The organism is Gulosibacter sediminis (assembly GCF_023370115.1).
Taxonomy (GTDB): Bacteria; Actinomycetota; Actinomycetes; order Actinomycetales; family Microbacteriaceae; genus Gulosibacter; species Gulosibacter sediminis_A.
The window spans coordinates 2,479,368-2,495,772 of sequence record NZ_CP097160.1 but is presented as its reverse complement, the minus strand read 5'-3'; the positions used below and the strand labels follow the sequence as shown (position 1 = coordinate 2,495,772).

At 64.5% G+C, this 16,405-nt stretch carries 15 protein-coding genes, 1 tRNA gene and 1 pseudogene; 8 read left to right on the top strand and 9 right to left on the bottom strand.

From position 1 onward, the window contains the following. Window positions 1-22 precede the first annotated feature (22 nt). Genes M3M28_RS11550 through hydA form a run of 4 tightly spaced genes read right to left on the bottom strand, consistent with a single transcriptional unit; the run spans window position 23 to window position 4,346 of the window. A complete protein-coding gene (locus M3M28_RS11550) occupies window positions 23-961 on the bottom strand; it encodes a nitrilase-related carbon-nitrogen hydrolase (protein ID WP_249386597.1) in 939 nt (312 codons plus the stop codon). Next, the gene (locus tag M3M28_RS11545) at window positions 958-1,704 is read right to left on the bottom strand and encodes an aspartate/glutamate racemase family protein (protein WP_249386596.1); all 747 of its coding nucleotides are present in this window, start codon (window positions 1,702-1,704) and stop codon (window positions 958-960) included. The genes M3M28_RS11550 and M3M28_RS11545 overlap by 4 nt, the downstream gene beginning before the upstream one ends. Next, on the bottom strand, window positions 1,701-2,927 hold the full coding sequence (locus M3M28_RS11540) for an NAD(P)/FAD-dependent oxidoreductase (RefSeq protein ID WP_249386595.1): 1,227 nt from the start codon (window positions 2,925-2,927) through the stop codon (window positions 1,701-1,703). Before M3M28_RS11540 ends, M3M28_RS11545 begins: the two co-directional genes overlap by 4 nt. Before the next feature lie 30 nt (window positions 2,928-2,957). Further along, window positions 2,958-4,346 (bottom strand): dihydropyrimidinase, encoded by a 1,389-nt coding sequence (gene hydA, locus M3M28_RS11535; RefSeq protein WP_249386594.1) that lies wholly within the window; start codon window positions 4,344-4,346, stop codon window positions 2,958-2,960. Between the two features lie 163 nt (window positions 4,347-4,509). Between hydA and M3M28_RS12820 the strand changes: the two are divergent. Beyond that, a pseudogene (locus M3M28_RS12820) lies at window positions 4,510-4,695 on the top strand (hypothetical protein); the annotation flags it as partial. A 63-nt stretch (window positions 4,696-4,758) separates the two neighbouring features. After that, window positions 4,759-5,301, top strand: coding sequence for a FadR/GntR family transcriptional regulator (locus M3M28_RS11530; protein ID WP_249386593.1), 543 nt, complete (start codon window positions 4,759-4,761; stop codon window positions 5,299-5,301). A gap of 72 nt (window positions 5,302-5,373) precedes the next feature. Here the strand turns inward: M3M28_RS11530 and M3M28_RS11525 are convergent, their stop codons facing one another. The 4 genes from M3M28_RS11525 to M3M28_RS11510 all read right to left on the bottom strand — a co-directional run bounded on the left by M3M28_RS11525 (window position 5,374) and on the right by M3M28_RS11510 (window position 9,553). Beyond that, window positions 5,374-6,801 carry an amidohydrolase family protein gene (locus tag M3M28_RS11525; RefSeq protein WP_249386592.1) on the bottom strand — a complete coding sequence of 476 codons (1,428 nt, stop codon included), beginning with the start codon at window positions 6,799-6,801 and terminating at the stop codon, window positions 5,374-5,376. Window positions 6,802-6,885: 84 nt separating this feature from the next. Then, window positions 6,886-7,782: an ABC transporter substrate-binding protein gene (locus M3M28_RS11520; RefSeq protein ID WP_249386591.1), complete on the bottom strand. Its 897-nt coding sequence runs from the start codon at window positions 7,780-7,782 to the stop codon at window positions 6,886-6,888. Between the two features lie 47 nt (window positions 7,783-7,829). Then, entirely contained in the window at window positions 7,830-8,606 is a 777-nt protein-coding gene (locus M3M28_RS11515; protein WP_283255706.1) for an amino acid ABC transporter ATP-binding protein, read from the bottom strand. Then, window positions 8,606-9,553, bottom strand: a complete 948-nt coding sequence (locus M3M28_RS11510; RefSeq protein WP_249386590.1) for an amino acid ABC transporter permease — start codon at window positions 9,551-9,553, stop codon at window positions 8,606-8,608. The genes M3M28_RS11515 and M3M28_RS11510 overlap by 1 nt, the downstream gene beginning before the upstream one ends. Before the next feature lie 479 nt (window positions 9,554-10,032). On the opposite strand from M3M28_RS11510, the gene M3M28_RS11505 reads away from it, so the two are divergent. Next, a complete protein-coding gene (locus M3M28_RS11505) occupies window positions 10,033-10,416 on the top strand; it encodes a RidA family protein (RefSeq protein ID WP_249386589.1) in 384 nt (127 codons plus the stop codon). Window positions 10,417-10,488: 72 nt separating this feature from the next. Continuing rightward, window positions 10,489-11,433 (top strand): alpha/beta hydrolase, encoded by a 945-nt coding sequence (locus tag M3M28_RS11500; RefSeq protein ID WP_249386588.1) that lies wholly within the window; start codon window positions 10,489-10,491, stop codon window positions 11,431-11,433. Between the two features lie 413 nt (window positions 11,434-11,846). On the opposite strand, the gene M3M28_RS11495 is transcribed toward M3M28_RS11500, so the two are convergent. Beyond that, on the bottom strand, window positions 11,847-12,803 hold the full coding sequence (locus M3M28_RS11495) for a diacylglycerol/lipid kinase family protein (protein ID WP_249386587.1): 957 nt from the start codon (window positions 12,801-12,803) through the stop codon (window positions 11,847-11,849). Between the two features lie 67 nt (window positions 12,804-12,870). On the opposite strand from M3M28_RS11495, the gene serS reads away from it, so the two are divergent. From serS to M3M28_RS11475, 4 genes are all read left to right on the top strand, one after another. After that, complete coding sequence (gene serS / locus M3M28_RS11490) at window positions 12,871-14,133, top strand: serine--tRNA ligase (protein WP_249386586.1); 1,263 nt, start codon at window positions 12,871-12,873, stop codon at window positions 14,131-14,133. Continuing rightward, complete coding sequence (locus M3M28_RS11485) at window positions 14,130-14,969, top strand: Cof-type HAD-IIB family hydrolase (protein WP_249386585.1); 840 nt, start codon at window positions 14,130-14,132, stop codon at window positions 14,967-14,969. The genes serS and M3M28_RS11485 overlap by 4 nt, the downstream gene beginning before the upstream one ends. A gap of 25 nt (window positions 14,970-14,994) precedes the next feature. Next, window positions 14,995-15,079: transfer RNA gene (locus M3M28_RS11480), tRNA-Ser, on the top strand. Window positions 15,080-15,181: 102 nt separating this feature from the next. After that, window positions 15,182-16,405 (top strand): LCP family protein, encoded by a 1,224-nt coding sequence (locus M3M28_RS11475; protein WP_249386584.1) that lies wholly within the window; start codon window positions 15,182-15,184, stop codon window positions 16,403-16,405.

Below are 16,405 nucleotides of genomic sequence, written 5' to 3'. Positions count from 1 at the left end.
GCCCGGCAATCTGCGCCCAGACCTACCTGGCCATTGGATACGGCCAGGCCGGGTCCATCGCGGCACTGATTGGTCCGTAGAGCTCGGGACGTCGATGGTGCAGGAAGTTAAACACCTCGGCACGGTAACGCGTGCACATGTCGAGGTCAATCTCGGCCACCACAACCTCGTCTTCGACAGAGTGGGCCTGAGCCACGATCTCGCCCGAGGGCGCGATGATTGCCGACCCGCCGATCTGGTCGACGCCCTCTTCAACGCCGGCCTTAGCGGCGCCAATCACCCACATCGAGTTTTGGTACGCGCCTGCCTGCATCGAGAGGTGATTCTGGAAATGGGTTAGCCGATCAATCTCGGGAAGATGCGGCGTCGCCACAGGGGTGTTGTAGCCGATGCACGCGATCTCGGCCCCCTGCAGCGCGAGGAGCCGGTAGGTTTCGGGCCAGCGGCGGTCGTTACAGATCGCCATGCCGACGCGAGCGCGCTGCACTTCGGTGACCGGGAATCCGAGATTGCCGACGCCGAAATAGCCCTTCTCAAGCAACTGGTGCTGAGCTTCAGGCTGCTCGTCGGCAAAGCCCGGCAGATGCACCTTGCGATAGCGTGCAAGCTCGCCTGTGCCGTCGACGAGGCTCGCGGTGTTGAAAAGCTGTCCCTCGGGGGTGACTTCGGCGTAACCGATCTCGAACGTCACGGCGCGTTGAGCGGCCGCTCGCATGATCGGCGCAACCGAGCCATGTGGGAAATCGGTCTCGTAGAATTGCAGTAGTTCGTTTCGGTCATCGATGCGCCAGTGTGGGAAGAACGAGGTGAGCGCAAGTTCGGGGTACACGACGAACGTTGCACCGGCATCCGCGGCGGTATGGAGCAGCGCGACGAGCCGATCGAGCACCTCGTTTCGCGGGGCCGACAGCGGGATCGGCCCGAGCTGAATCGCCGCTGCGGTCAGGGTTCGCTGGTTCATGGGAGGGTTGCCTTTCTGTCAGCCTTGTCGGCCCAGACTGGCCGGTGACTTCGGATGCCCGAGAACGGCATCGGTGTGATGGGGTGGTTTTGGTGCCCCTCGCGGATGAGCGCGGTGGCGTGGCGGACTCCTTCGACGACACCATCGATGACCTCGAGCCCTGAGGATTCGGCGATTCGACGGGCATACTGACCGAACCCGGCGCATGCGAGCACCGCGGCGCGCGCACCCGCTTCGGCAGCTGCCCGGGCCGCGTCCTCAAACTGCTGTGCCGTCGCGTCGTCGCCGCGAGCAAGCGATGCGACGCTGCCGTCAAGCGAGTGATACTTCGCCTGCGAGCCACACGCATAGCGAGCGAGGGTGTCTCGCACCCGGTGAACGACGCCCTCACGCACAACGAGCACGCCCACGTCCTCGGGCGTGTATGCAGCCGCGGCGCGTGCTGCAGATTCGGCGATGCCAACGACGGGTTGTGTCGTGAGTTCGCGGGCAGCCTCGAGACCGGGATCGTCGAAGCAGGCGATGACGTAGCCATCGTAGGCAGGATGCTCCAAGATGCATTCGAGCACCGCGACGGCGGCGAGGGCGGCGTCGGCTTCGGACTCGATTGATTCGGGGCCGTAGCTGACACATAGGGTCATCACCTCGGTCTCGGGGGCTGCGGCCCGGGCGACCGAGTCGATCGCACGCGTCATGCTCACCGATCGGTTGGGGTTGATGACGAGGATTCGGGGACGGCTCATCGGGTCGCCTCCGTGCCTCGCGGGGGGCGGGTGCGGCCTGACGACAGAACTGACGCGGCGACGAGCTTGCCGGTGATCGGGCCCAGAGTGACGCCCCACATCCCGTGCCCACCGTTGACGAAGATGCCGGGGGTGTCGGTTGCGCCGAGCAGCGGCTTGCCGTCGGACGAGACGGGGCGCGCGCCAAACCAGCGGTCGTCGACCGTGCGCCAGTCGGCATCGGGCAGAACCGTCTGCGCTGTGCGCAGCAGGCGTGCGTGGCTCGCAGCACGCGAGCCTGAGTCGGGCCGGTCGATCTGCATGAGCGAGGACACTCGTAAGCGATCGCCGAGGCGGGTCGACGCGATGAGCTCGCTCGGGAAGTAGAGCATTCCGCGGGTGTTTTCTGGCACTTCGACTGACATGCTGTAGCCGAAACCCGCGACGACAGGGCGGCGCACGCCGTGAGGCTTTGCAAGGCGGCCCAGGGCTGCGCCCGTTGCAATGACCACCGCGTCGAAGTCGTGCCTGGCGCCCTGACCGATGATGATGACGCGGTCACCGTCGCGCTCCACTTGGTCGACCGCGATGTCGAGATCGACGGTTACTCCGAGGGATTCCACAGCTTCTCGAAGCCCTTGAAGCAGCTTCGGAGGATGTACGAGTGACTGTCCCGAGAGTTCGACACCGAAGCGCTTGAGCCGTGCGAGCGGCTCGACCGCTGTTAGTGAGGCACCGGCGAGCAACCGCAGGTCGATGTCGTAACCTGCCTCCGCGACAGCAGCATAGTGTGCGAACAGACCTTCCGCCTCGCGGTGCTCCGTGAGGGCAGAAGTGAACGGCGCAGATTCGCGTGTGGTCTCGACGCCAGCGGACTCGAGCTCCTCGAATGCCGCGATCGCGAGCAGGTTGAGCGGCATCGTTTCGCGTAGTGATGCCATCCATTTTCTGTGCCGCGCGTTCCCTGCGAATTCCGCGAGGAACCGCAGCGTTTCGGAGTCGTACGAGCGCGGCGCGGTGACCGCGGCACTGCGTTTGTAGAAGCTGGTCGCCGCCGCCGTGAGATTGCGCCGTTCGGGCAGTGGCATCGACATGGCTGGCACGATGTGCCCGGCATTGCCCCAGGATGCGCGCGCTCGGTCATCGTCAGTGCGGTCAAGCACCGTTACCTCCGCGCCACCGCGAACGAGGTGCCACGCCGTGCTCAGCCCTACGACGCCCGCGCCGATTACGCCAACTCTCATCTGTCGCCCCTTCCTTTCGTCGCCGTTGACCTAGTTCTTGAACCTGCGCACAAACTCGCCGTGACCCTCGGGCCCGACGAACTTGCCGTCCTCAGCGACGAGCACGCCACGCGAGTACACCTGGTTGATCGCGCCGTTCAGGGTCCAGCCCTCCCAGAGGGCGTAGTCAACGTGCTGATATTGGGTATCGGCGCTTACGGTTGTGGTGCCATTCGGGTCAATGATCACAAGGTCGGCATCAGAACCGACCGCGATGACGCCCTTGCGCGGGTAGAGGCCGGCTGAACGTGCAGGCTCGGCCGCGGCAACTTCGACGAACCTCGTGAGTCCAAGTTTGCCCTGAGCCACGGCGGCGTCGTAGAGCACCATTAGGCGGTGCTCTACGCCCGGACCGCCATTCGGAATCTTGCGGAAATCATCGCGCCCGAGCGATTTCTGGCCGTGCATGCAGAGCGGGCAGTGGTCGGAAGAGACGATGCCGACTGCGCCGGTCTTGAGTCCTCTCCACAGGCCTTCGACGTGCTCCTGCTCGCGAAGCGGGGGAGTGAGCACGTACTTCGCGGCGTCGAACCCCGGGGCGTCGTACACGCTGCGATTGAGTGTGAGGTAGTGCGTGCAAGTCTCGGCAGAGATTGGCAGGCCACGCTGTCGTGCGGCTGCGACCTCCTCGACCGCGCCTTCGGTGGATAGGTGCACGAAATAGGCGGGCGCCTCTGCCATCTCGGCGATCGCGATAGCCCGTCGCACTGCCTCGACCTCGGTCTGCGCCGGACGGGCGAGCTCGTGATACTTCGGTGCAGTCATGCCTTCGCGTACGAGGTCAGCGGCGATGCGGTCGATGACGTCGCCGTTCTCGGCGTGAATATTGATCTGAGCGCCCTTGCGGCCTGCGTTTCGGAGCACGTCAAAGAGCTCGCCGTCGTCGAGCATCACGTCGCCCTTGTAGGCCATGAAGACCTTGAAGCTCGGAATGCCCTCGGTCACCAGCGTTGCAAGGTCGGAAGCGAATCCCTCGTAGAGGTGCGATGCAGTGACGTGGAAGGAGTAGTCGATAACCGCCTCGCCTGCAGCCTTGTCGCTCCAGGTGCCGTAGGCGTCAAGCAGCGTGCCTTCTTTGGGCTGCGGCGCGTAGTCGACAATCGTGGTCGTACCGCCAACGGCCGCAGCGATCGTGCCCGTGCGGTGAGTGTCCGTTGTGTGCCCGATGCCGGATGGTGCATCCATATGTGTGTGCACATCAACGCCACCGGGCATCACGACCTTGCCCGCCACGTTGACTACCGGGAGTCCGAGGTGTTCAGCGGCGCCCGACGAGGTAATCGTGTCGATCCTCCCGTCGCGCACGACAATGTCGGCGACGGATTCACCACCGGGGAGGGCGACGGTGCCCCCGTGCAGGACGAATGATGTTTGCTTCATGTGCCACCTCAGCTGCGTTACGTCTTCGACTCGACACGTATTGACGCGTCGAAAGTGAATTAGTTTCCTCAGTAATGAGGAATATATCCCAGGTTGTGAGGTTACTCAATCAAACCTGGCCATATTGCTCGTATGCTGGTTACGACCCAACGAAAGGTGACCCATGCCCAAGCCCACAGGCGGCAAGTTGCCCGCGTACTCTGAACTGAGTCGCGACGAAGCCAAGCTGATGCGAGTCTTCGTTGATCACTCCGAACCGATCGGCGCACGTCTCGCGAGCCGCGAGCTTCGGGAAGCGGGACTCGCGCTGAGCGAAGCGACGGTTTCGCGACTCTTCGCGAAGTTGGACGCAAGTGGTTATACGCGCCCCATAGGTCGAAAAGGGCGAGTCGCGACCGATGCGGGCCGAGCCATGGCCGAAGCGGCCCTTCGCAACGAGCTCGCGAGCGCGAAGCTCACCCGAGCCCTTGACATTCAGCAGGTCGAGCAGCTGATTGATCTTCTGCACGTGCGCCGAGGGGTCGAGCGGGAAGCCGCGGTCCTCGCTGCTTCACGGGCGACGCCCGAGGACCTCGCAGACCTGCGTGCGAACGTGGAACAGTACGACAACGCAGTCGCCGAACACGGCGTCGATAGCAACCTCGGCAACGACTTCCATCGCCTGATCATCAAGGCTGCCCACAGTCCGCTGCTCGAGACTCTGTCAAACCTCACGCTCAACGAGCGCATCGACGCCCTTGAGCCGGTGCTGTTCGTCATCACTAAGGGTCACGGCACGATCGGCTCGGACCCGAAGGAACACCTCGCGATCCTCGACGCACTTGAGCGCGGCGACGTGCAGGAGGCCGACCGTGTGCAGACCGAGCACCTCACACGCCTCATTACCGAAGTGGAAGAGTTCGCGCGAACGAATGACGCCGAGCTGTTCCAGCGCATCCTGCAGCTGGCTCGATGACTTCTTCGGGTATGCAAATGCCGTGTGGGGCGCCCCGAGCGTAACGAATCGGGGCGCCCCAGACGGCATTTGCTACGCGAAGCGCGGGTAGCTCAGGGGAATGTGCTCGTCGATTGTGCGGCTGCCCCAGTCGTACTCCGGCCAGGTGCTCCAGACCCGCCGACCCGCGTCCTTCACCGCTGCCACAGAGCGTTCGATATCGACGCCGCGCACCTCGCGATCACGCACGACGTACTCGCCAGAAACCATGACGTCGCGCAGGTCTTCCGGCTGGGCGTAGTAGACGATGCTCTTGATTGGGTCTCGGCTCGGAGTCATCGACGGGGAGTCGTTGTTCCAGAAGAGGAGATCGGCCTTCGCTCCCTCTGAGATTCGGCCCAGGTCAGGACGCCCGAGGTAGTTTGCGGCGTCGATGGTCGCCGAGTTGAAGGCCTGGTCGGCACGTGCTCCGTCGCTGCGACGTTCGGCGATCTTGCCGAGCACCGCGGTCCAGCGCAGCGACTCGAGCATGGACTGCATGTCGCTATCGGTGCCAAGGCAAACGTTGACGCCTGCCTTGAGGTACTTGTCGTACGAGAACATGTTGATGCCGTTGCGACCGAATGTCCACGCGTTGTACGACACCGATGCGCCGGAGCGAGCGATCAGCCCGAGGTCGTCGCCGGCGAAGTTCACCCAGGGCGTGCCGGAGAGGAACAGCGCATGCCCGAGAATGACACGATCGTTGAGGAAACCGACGTCGTCAAGCCATTCGATCGGGGTCCGGCCATTGCGACGAGTCATCTCGACGAACTCTGTGAGGCTCTGCGCCGCGTGAATTGAGATCGGTACGTCGAGCTCCTGCGAGAGTTCCATGCTCTCGCGCAGCAGCGCCTCGCTGCACGTGTCGACCTGCGAGGGGTTGAGCCAGCCTCGCAGGCGCTCGTTGCCGCGCTCGTGAATGTTCCGTACGAGCCCGGCCGCAGCGTCCATCGCCTTCTTGCCGTCGTCGTCAAACCACTCGTACTCGACGCGACGCCCGTCGCGGGTGAGCCATCGCCCCGAACGATACGACTCGGCGATGTAGGCGCGGATGCCGGTGCGATCGGCGGCCTCGACGACGTACTCCGAGACTTCGCCCATCTGCATCACCGTGGTGGTGCCCGTGAGAAGGTGCGTCGCAAGTGAGAGATCGACGCAGTGTTCCTTGTCTTCGTCGGTCATTGCGCTCGCGCGCGGCGGCAGGATTTCGATCAGGCTCGACGACCAGAACTGGCGCTTGTTCGCGTCCTCGACGATCGTCTTGTCGATGGGGGACTCGTTCATGTGAGCGTGCGTGCTGATGAGACCGGGTGTGATGATCGAGCGGGTTTTGACCTCCTGGTCGACCTCGCCCTCGTAGTGACGGCCCACGAACGCGATGCGGTCGTCTTCGACCACGAGACAGCCGTTCTCAAGCAGGGTGTGCGAACCATCTTGGTAGGCGACGATCCAGGGGGCTCGGTACAGCGTCTTTGTCATGATTCTCCATTCTGTTACTCGTGGTGGTGTGACAACGGGGTCGTCGGGAAGCGACGCGCTTCCCGACGACCCCGTTGAGGCGGGTTATCCCTCGCCCTTGTTAACGGTCGGCTCCTCAAGGAGCCCAGCCTCCAAGCCCCAGTCATTTACGATCTGCTCGTAGGTGCCGTCGTCGAACATTGACTGCAGCGAAGCGAGGATTGCCTCGCGAAGCTCAACGTTGTCCTTCGAGAACCCGATGCCGTACAGCGTCGGCTGAATAACCTCGCCGACAGGCTTGAGGGTGTCGGGCTGGCGGTTCGCCATGTCGGCGTACGACTCGGGCGAGGCGACGGCTGCGTCGGCGCGCTGCTGGTCGAGCTGGAGCTTCGCGGTCGCGGTGGTGTCGAGACCGATGATCTCAATGCTGTCCTTGCTACCGCAGACTTCCTCCGCGAGCTGTTCGATGTGCTCGGGGTAGTTGGTTGACTGGGCGAGCGCGACCGACTTCCCGCAGAGGTCCTCAAACTCGGCGAGGTCGGAGTCGGCGGTCGTGTAGATCATCGTTCCCGACGAGATGTAGTCGATGAAGTCGAGCTTCTCGCGGCGCTCCGGGGTGTCTGACATGGCGGTGAGACTAAGGTCGACGCGCTCGGTATCGACGGCGTTGATGATCTGGTCGTACTTCGGCATGATGTCGAACTCGGGCTCGAGACCGAGACGACCGAGGATTTCGGTGATGATGTCGACGTCGAAGCCGGCGAGCTCGTTGGTCGCCTCGTCGATGTATTCCATGGGCGGGTAGGTCGAGGTGATTCCAACCTTCAGACTAGTTGCGTCGGCATACTTGTCGGGCAGCATCGCGACGAGGTCTTCGTGTACCTCAGGCGCTGCTGCAGCATCAGTTTTCGCGGCGTCGCTGCCCGAGGAACAGCCGACGAGGGCGAGGCAGGCTACGCCTCCCATCGCCAGGAGCGAGGTGAGCTTCTTACGGAGTTTCATGAGACTGACCCTTTCTGGTCACTGGATTCTGCATGGAGGATGAGGGTTTAACGTTCGTGGCGAACTCGTGAGAAGAAGCTCGCGATCTTGTCGTTCGCGGGGTTCGCGATGACGTCCTTGGGTGCGCCGATCTGTGCGATGCGGCCGCCGTCCATGAACGCGAGGATGTCGCCGACCTCCTCTGCGAACGCCATCTCATGGGTGACAACAACCATCGTCATGCCGTCGTTCGCGAGGTCGCGCATGACACCAAGCACCTCGCCGACGAGCTCAGGGTCGAGCGCACTCGTGGGTTCGTCGAACAGCATGAGCTTCGGCTCCATGGCGAGGGCTCGGGCGATCGCAACGCGCTGCTGCTGGCCACCCGAGAGCTGCTTCGGATAGGCGGTTGCCTTTTCCGCGAGTCCCACGCGGTCAAGCAGTTTGTGTGCACGCTCGGTTGCGACCTTCTTCGACTCGCCCTTGACCTGGGTCGGGCCTTCGATGATGTTTTGCAGCACCGTCATGTGGGGGAATAGGTTGAAGCTCTGGAACACCATGCCGATGTCCTCACGACGTTTGCAGACCTGGCGCTCGGCGAGTTCGTAGAGCTTGCCGTTCTTCTCCTCGTAGCCGACAAGGCTTCCCTCAACGTAGAGCTCGCCACCGTCAACTGCTTCGAGGTGGTTCATGCATCGGAGGAAAGTCGACTTTCCGGATCCCGATGCGCCGACGAGGCAGAGTACTTCGCCGCGTTCGACTTCGAGTGAGACGCCCTTGAGCACGTGGTTGTCGCCATAGTGCTTCTCGACGTTCACGGCCTCAATCATTGGTTGCTGGCTCATTACTTCTTCGCCACCTTTCGCTCAACCTTGCGCTGGCCCTTGAAAGAGCGGGGGAGCGTCACCAACGAGGTGGTGACGTGTTCGATCAGGCCCTTCTTTTGCTGTACTGCCTGACCTCGAGCGAAGTACCGCTCGACGTAGTACTGACCGATGCTGAAGATCGACACGACGATGAGGTACCAGAACGCGGCAACGAGCAACAGTTCCATGACCATCGTGTTGACGAAGTAGATCTGCTGCGATCGGAACAGCACCTCTTGGAACGCGATGGCCGAGGCGAGTGAACTTGTCTTGAGCAGGCCAATGAACTCATTGCCGAGCGGAGGAACGATGACGCGCATGGCCTGCGGGAGCACGATGCGGCGAAGGATCTTGATGCGACCCATTCCAAGCGCCTGGGCTGCCTGCGTCTGACCGTGGTCGACCGAGAGGATGCCGCCGCGGATGAGTTCGGTGAGGTACGAACCTTGGTTCACGCCGAGGCCGAGCAGCGCCGCGAGGAACGGGGTCATGACGTCGACGGTGCGCGCTTCGAAGATGCCGAAGAAACCTATCGTCGGGAACACGAGCGCGAGGTTGAACCAGAGCAGCAGCTGCAGGTACACCGGTGTGCCGCGGAAGAACCAGATGTAGAGCCACGCGAAGAACTGTGACACGGGGGAGGGAGAGAGCCGGAGGATCGCGAAGAAGATGCCAAGGACGATACCGATGAGCATCGAGAGCACCGAGATGTATACCGTGGCCCAGAGGCCCGAAAGGACTGCAGGGGCCGTAAGGTATTGACCGACGTAGGACCAGTCGATCTTGCCAACCGCGAAGGCATAGATGAGCGCGGCAAGAAGGCCGACCAGGATGATGCCGGAGACCCAGCGGCCCCAGTGTTTGATTCGGACGACTTCCTTAGGCGTCCCTCTCGTTCCCGAGCTGGTTACGGACTGACTCGTCATGCGCTCACTCTCCTCGTTCGGTTCGCGAGGACTCTTGTCCTGCTGCGGCGCGTAGATCCTCAAAGATGAGGAAGCTTATTCAAGAACGTACCGGGCAACGTTGCTCCCTGCAAGGGGTGTTCTCGGGATGTTGGGTTCGCGTGTCGCGATGTGCGTGTCGGTGGTTGACGCGCGCCTGTCAGCGTGCGGAGTTGCCCGTGAATACGCGGAAAGTGGGGGATCTGCAGTGCGTACTTGGGGCAAATGGGCCGTCACGAACATTGGGCCTCCCCGTCGGTGGCCGGTTGGATTGCCTGAGACTGTACATCATTTTTGAGGAATCTGCTTCATATTCAATGGCTCAAGGTCGGATGTGCGCTCGCCCCGAGGGGTCTATTTGCGGGAGTTTATTGCGTTAAGTACCTCAGCCCTGAGGAAGGGGCTATATTGGCGGCAACCGATACTGGCGCCGCAGTGAGCGGCACATCGAAAGGGGCTCCATGACTGACCTGAAGATTCTGCACCCTGATGGGATCCCCGCGCCCGGAGGGCACTACTCGCCAGCGGTCGTGGCGGGCGACATCGTGTTTCTCGCGGGCCAGACAGGCGGCGACCCGGCGACGGGCATCCTGCCGGATGAGTTCGAGGTCCAAGTACGCCAGGCGCTCACCAACTTCGTCGCCGCGGTTGAAGGTTCAGGCTCGAGCCGTGAGCGGGTAGTCAAGACGCTCTGCTTCCTTGCCGACTCGAGCACCTTCGGCACGTTCAATGAGATCTACAAGGAGTTCTTCCCCGAGAACCCGCCAGCACGTTCAACCGTGGGAGTCAGCTTCCCCGGCAACGTGCTCTTCGAAATCGAGGGAGTCGCGCTCCTGAGTAAGTAGGTTGCGACTCGGGAACTGTGGCCACGCCGGTCGCGACTCGAGTACGGCACGCAGCGATAGCCTTAGCGCATCATGGCTGTCGCAGATCGCTTTTACACCCCCGGTGTCGACACCTCGAACGACGGCATCGAGGTCGACTACGTCGAGCACGTGCTCCCGTTCGACGGCATCAAGGTACACGTCTACGAGTGGCTGCCCGAGGGCACACCGCGCGCCGTCGTGCACATCTCCCACGGTGCCGGCGAGCACGCGCGCCGCTACCAGCGGCTCGCGAACGCGCTGCGCGCATCCGGCTTCGCGGTGGTGGCCGACGACCACCTCGGGCACGGCCGCACGGGCGTCTATCACCGCGGGATCGGCGAGATGGGCAAGCACGGGATGCGCGACTCGCTTCGGCTCATCCGCCACGTCATCACCTGGACGCGAGGCCGCTATGCGGGCGCGCGCCTCGTCGAGCTCGCCCACTCGTGGGGCTCGCTGATGGCACAGAAGCAGTTCGCCGACGAACCCGACATCTTCGACGCGCTCGTGCTCTCGGGCACGACCGTGATGCTCCCCGGAATCGCGAACACGGGCGACTTCAATGCGCCCTACGGCGACGACGGCCACGGCATGAGCTGGCTCAGCCGCGACAAGGCCGAGGTGCAGAAGATGATCGACGACCTCTACGGCTTCGACATCGGGCAGTCCGACATGCTCGACCTGCCGGGTCTGCTCGGCACCTTCTCGCTGCCGCCGCTGCGCCGCCGAGGCCGCGCAGCGCGGGTGCCAGTGCTCATCCTCGCCGGGGAACACGACGCCGTGAGCCTCGGCCGTGCGCGGGGCGCCAGGTCACTCGCGTGGGCGTATCGCAACGTCACGAAGCTCGACGACGTCACGCTGCGCGTGAGCACCGCGGCGGCCTCGCCGCTCACGACGCTTGAGGGATTCGCGCGGCCAACGGCGATCGCCCGAGCCGCCGCGACTGTGAGAGGGGCAACAGCGCTCTCATGTGCTGGTTCATCGAGGAGCAGGTAGCCGCCGAGACCGACTTTGATGGCGTGGCCGCTGCGGTGCTGGCGTCGGATGTGCGCCGCCCGTGCGGCGTCGGCGTAACTGTCGCTGTTGGTGAATTCGAGTCTCATGGCCCGCAGTACACCGTGCGGCGCCTCGCCGCGCCCGGGAGGAGCAACCAAACTGTGGATAACTCGGGGCTGTGGATGCGCGCATCCGTACCGCGCCGTGCTTGCTCGAGTGCGTTGCCAGTGGCGTGGTGAACGATGACTGGTGCAGTCACCGACGAGACGTGGTCACGGTTGAGTGAGGAGTGGCGCGGTCAGCGACAAGTGGCGCGATTGTGAGGTGGCCACTTGTCGCTCAGCGCGCCACAAGCGACGCCAATTGTCAGGGCCGGTCCGACGCACCGCCCCGCGTAGGGCGCGCCCAGGCCGCTAGCGCGTCACCGGCACGCGGGCGACGAGCGCGCCCTCGAGCGTGTGGGCGCGCAGCGCGACGACCTCGCCCTCGGTGTCGCCGTCGAGCTCGAAGTGCTGCGGGCCGCCGTCGAGGCGCAGCAGAATCTCCTCGCCCTGGAAGTAGTTGACCGCACCGTGCGCCGGCAGCTTCACGTTCGGCAGGTTACGGGCGATGACCCCCGCCGCGACCATCGACCAGCCGAGTGGGCCGCGCGGGCGCATGATCACCATGTCGATGAGGCCGTCATCGATGGCGGCGTCGGGCAGCAGGTTGAGGCCGCCGGGCAGGCTGCCCGAGTTGCCGATCATGATGCTCGAAGCGCGCGTGCCCCAGGTGCGGCCGCCCGAGATCTTGTAGCGCGCGCTGAACGCGCCCGAGCCGACGAGCCAGCGGGCGATGCCGCCGCCGTAGGCGAGCCAGCCGATCTTTGCCTTGAGCTCCTCGTCGGTGTGCTCGATCATGCCCGCGTCGATGCCGACGCCCGCGATGATGCTGAAGCGGAAGCGCTCGTGCTCGCCGTCGGGCCGCTCGACGTCGACCTCGCCGAGGTCGATGCGGCGCTCGCGGTTGCCGAACGCGACCTCGAGCGCATCCTCGAGGTCGAAGATGCGGTTGAAGCGGTCGACGAGGCCGAGGTTGCGGGCGAGCAGGTTGCCGGTGCCGGCGGGGATGATGCCGATCGGCACATCCGAGTGCGCGAGCTTGTCGGCGACGAGGCGTACGGTGCCGTCGCCGCCCGCGGCAATAACGACGTCGACGCCCGCGTCGATCGCCTCGGCGGTCTGCTCGGTGCCGGGGGAGTCGGCTGTCGTCTCGAGGATGAGCGTGTCGGCGTAGCCGTGCGCGCGCTCCATCGCGGGCAGCAGGCGCCGCAATTGCGCCATGTCGATCTTCACGGGGTTCGCGACTATCGCGGCACGCTTCGCTGTCATGGCACCAATGCTAGGCGGCAACCGGCGCCGCTCGGCATCCGTTTCCCGAGGTCGATAGCATGGCAGGGTGATCGATGTTCAGCTCCTGAGAGAGTCCCCCGACGTAGTCAAGCGTTCGCAAGCGGCCCGCGGCAACGACCCGGCCACCGTTGACGAGGCGATTGCGGCGGACTCGTCGCGACGCGAGGCACTCCAGCGCTACGAGTCGCTGCGCGCCGAACAGAACGCGCGCTCGAAGGAGATCGGCAAGGCGTCGAAGGAGGAGCGCCCCGCGCTGCTCGCGGCCGTGCAGGAACTCGCGGCGCAGGTCAAAGATGCGCAGGCGAGCGCGAACGAGGCCGAGACGGCGTTCGCGGATGCGGTGGGCAAGATCGAGAACATCGTCCTCGACGACGTGCCTGCCGGCGGCGAGGACGACTACATCGTGCTGCGCACCGAGGGCGTCAAGCCCGAATTCGACTTCGCCCCGCGCGACCACCTCGAGATCGGGGAGCTGCTCGGCGCAATCGACATGCAGCGCGGCGCGAAAGTGTCGGGCGCCCGCTTCGACTACCTGCGAGGCATCGGTGCCCGGCTCGAGCTCGCCGTGATGCAACTCGGCCTGAACAAGGCGATCGAGAACGGCTTCATCATGCTCACGCCGCCCACCCTCGTGAAGCCCGAGATCATGCGCGGCACCGGGTTCCTCGGCGAGCACGCCGACGAGATCTACTACCTCCCCGCCGACGACCTCTACCTCACCGGCACGAGCGAGGTCGCGCTCGCGGGCTACCACGCCGACGAGATCATCGACGTCGCCGAGCCCCTGCGCTACGTCGGCTGGTCGACCTGCTACCGCCGCGAGGCCGGCTCGGCAGGTAAGGACACCCGAGGCATCATCCGCGTGCACCAGTTCAACAAGGTCGAGATGTTCGTCTACACGACCCCTGAGGATGCGCAGGCCGAGCACCAGCGCATGCTCGGCTGGCAGGAGGACATGATGCATGCCCTCGGCCTGCACTACCGGGTCATCGACACCGCCGCCGGCGACCTCGGCTCGTCGGCCGCGCGCAAGTACGACGTCGAGGCGTGGGTGCCGACGCAGGACGCGTACCGCGAGCTCACGTCGACGTCGAACTGCACCACCTACCAGACGCGACGTCTCGGCATCCGCACCCGCGGCGCGGAAGGCAAGACGCAGCCGGTTGCGACCCTGAACGGCACGATCGCCACCACGCGCTGGCTCGTCGCGATTCTCGAGACCCACCAGCGCGCCGACGGTTCGGTGCTCGTGCCCGAGGCGCTGCGCCCGTACCTCGGCGGCCTCGAGGTGCTGGAGCCGATCGCATGACCGAGCGGCTGCTGATTGCCCTCGACATCGACGGCACGATCCTCGATGTCGACGGCGAGATTCCCGACGCGACCCGACAGCAGGTCAAGCGCCTGCGCGCCGAGGGCCACGAGGTGATGCTCGCCACGGGGCGCTCAGCGGCCGACATGCTCCCGGTGCGCGAACGGCTCTCGCTCGACTCGCGCTACCTCGTGTCGGCGAACGGTGCGATGGTGCTCGAGCGCGCCGAGGGCGTTTCGGCGCCGGCGAACAGCGACTACGCGGCCGCCTGGGTCGAGACCTTCGACCCGACCGACGCGCTCATCCGCCTGCGACCCGTGCTGCGCAACGCGCGCTTCGCGGTCGAGGGGCCGGATGGGGTTTACCGCTATTCGGGGCAGTTTCCCGACGGCAGCTTCGAGGCGCAGGGCACCGAGGTGAAGTTTGAAGACCTGCTCGGGCACCCCGTGACGCGGCTCGTCGTAGTCTCGCCGGACCACTCGGTCGAAGAATTTGTCGCCGAGGTGAAGGGCTCGGGCCTGCACCAGGTGACCTACTCGGTGGGTTGGTCGGCTTGGCTCGACATCGCGCCCGAGGGAGTGAACAAGGCGACCGCGCTCGAGAAGGTGCGCACGAACCTGGGTATCTCTGGGCGCAACGTCGTCGTCGCCGGTGACGGCTTCAACGACATCCAGATGCTCGAGTGGGCGAAGGAAATTGGCGGGCGCAGTTTTGCCATGGGAAACGCGCCACAGCAGGTGATTGACGCCGCGAGCGACCTGACGACGGACTTTTATCACGACGGTCTTGCACTTGCCCTCGCGAAGGTCGGCTACGATATGTCGCAGTCCGGCTGATTCGTTATCGAATTGTTGTCGGTTTGGAGGGCTGTCCGAGCGGCCTAAGGAGCTGGTCTTGAAAACCAGTGGGCAGCAATGTCCCGTGGGTTCGAATCCCACGCCCTCCGCGCATCCGTTGTTTCCCTCTCTGGAGTCCGTGCTTGGCAAACCACACTTCCCCCCGCGCCGCCGCCCCGAGCGGCACGCAAGCGCGGCACGGGCGACTCGCCGTGACCAGCACGTGGGGCACCGTGGGCAAGGGCGTTGGCATGGTTGTCGCCGTGCTGCTCGTCTCGCTCATCACCTTCGGCACGATTGTCTACTGGAACCTGCTCGGCAACGTCAGCACGTTTGAGCTCGAGGACAATTCCGACCCGAGCATTGACACGTTCGAGGGTGGCGTGAACATCCTGCTCGTCGGCAGCGACACCCGCGTCGGTCAGGGCGAGGAATTCGGCGAGGGGTCGCCCGACGCCGACGGCACGCTCAACGACGTGAACATGCTCTTCCACCTCTCGGAGGACCACTCTCACGCCTCGGTCGTCTCGATTCCGCGTGACACCCTCGTCGACACGCCAGCGTGCACGAACGACGACGGCGAGCAGGTTTCCGAGCGTTACGGCGTCATGATGAACTCGATCCTCGACGAGGGCGGCATGGGCTGCATCGTCGCGACTGTCGAGGAGATGAGCGGGCTCGACATTCAGTACGCGGCGATGATCACGTTCCGCGGCGTCATCGAGATGTCGAACGCCGTTGGTGGCGTTGACGTCTGCGTCGAGCAGCCCATCGAAGACACCTACGTCGGGTTGAACCTCGAAGCCGGTACCCACTCGCTCAAGGGCGAGGAGGCGCTGAAGTTCCTCCGCACGCGCCACGGCGTGGGCGACGGCTCCGACCTCGCGCGCATCACGAACCAGCAGGTGTTCCTCTCGGCGCTGTTCCGCACCGTGAAGAGCAACGAGACGCTGACGAACCCGACGAAGCTCTACGGCATCGCCCGTGCGGCGACGCAGAACATGACGCTGTCGAGCAACATGAACAACATCGACACCCTCGTGAGTTTGGCCTCGGCATTGGCGCAGGTGCCGAACGAGTCGATGGCGTTCGTGCGATTACCGGTGGCCGACTCTGTTTACTCGCCGGGCCGCGTCGAGCCGACTGCCGATGCCGATGTCATGTGGCAGCTGCTGCGCGACGACCAACCGTTGATTCAGAGCGCGACGCCCGACGCGACCGACGGCACGGGTGATTCGGCTAGCGCTGACTCCGGCGATACCGGCAGCACCGACAGTGCTGACACCGGTGACCCTGGCGACGCCACGGGCACCGAGAGCCCCGACGCCACGACCGACAGCACGGTCGGCCCCACGACCGAGCCCACGCCGAGCGTCGACTTCGACGGCCAGACCGCCGACCAAGAGACCTGTTCGAACACCGACACACTGTTCTAG

Coding starts and splice junctions, on each gene's coding strand:
- M3M28_RS11550 (WP_249386597.1), bottom strand. CDS start 961: ATGAACCAGCGAACCCTGACCGCAGCGGCGATTCAGCTCGGGCCGATC.
- M3M28_RS11545 (WP_249386596.1), bottom strand. CDS start 1,704: ATGAGCCGTCCCCGAATCCTCGTCATCAACCCCAACCGATCGGTGAGC.
- M3M28_RS11540 (WP_249386595.1), bottom strand. CDS start 2,927: ATGAGAGTTGGCGTAATCGGCGCGGGCGTCGTAGGGCTGAGCACGGCG.
- hydA (WP_249386594.1), bottom strand. CDS start 4,346: ATGAAGCAAACATCATTCGTCCTGCACGGGGGCACCGTCGCCCTCCCC.
- M3M28_RS11530 (WP_249386593.1), top strand. CDS start 4,759: ATGGCCGAAGCGGCCCTTCGCAACGAGCTCGCGAGCGCGAAGCTCACC.
- M3M28_RS11525 (WP_249386592.1), bottom strand. CDS start 6,801: ATGACAAAGACGCTGTACCGAGCCCCCTGGATCGTCGCCTACCAAGAT.
- M3M28_RS11520 (WP_249386591.1), bottom strand. CDS start 7,782: ATGAAACTCCGTAAGAAGCTCACCTCGCTCCTGGCGATGGGAGGCGTA.
- M3M28_RS11515 (WP_283255706.1), bottom strand. CDS start 8,606: ATGAGCCAGCAACCAATGATTGAGGCCGTGAACGTCGAGAAGCACTAT.
- M3M28_RS11510 (WP_249386590.1), bottom strand. CDS start 9,553: ATGACGAGTCAGTCCGTAACCAGCTCGGGAACGAGAGGGACGCCTAAG.
- M3M28_RS11505 (WP_249386589.1), top strand. CDS start 10,033: ATGACTGACCTGAAGATTCTGCACCCTGATGGGATCCCCGCGCCCGGA.
- M3M28_RS11500 (WP_249386588.1), top strand. CDS start 10,489: ATGGCTGTCGCAGATCGCTTTTACACCCCCGGTGTCGACACCTCGAAC.
- M3M28_RS11495 (WP_249386587.1), bottom strand. CDS start 12,803: ATGACAGCGAAGCGTGCCGCGATAGTCGCGAACCCCGTGAAGATCGAC.
- M3M28_RS11485 (WP_249386585.1), top strand. CDS start 14,130: ATGACCGAGCGGCTGCTGATTGCCCTCGACATCGACGGCACGATCCTC.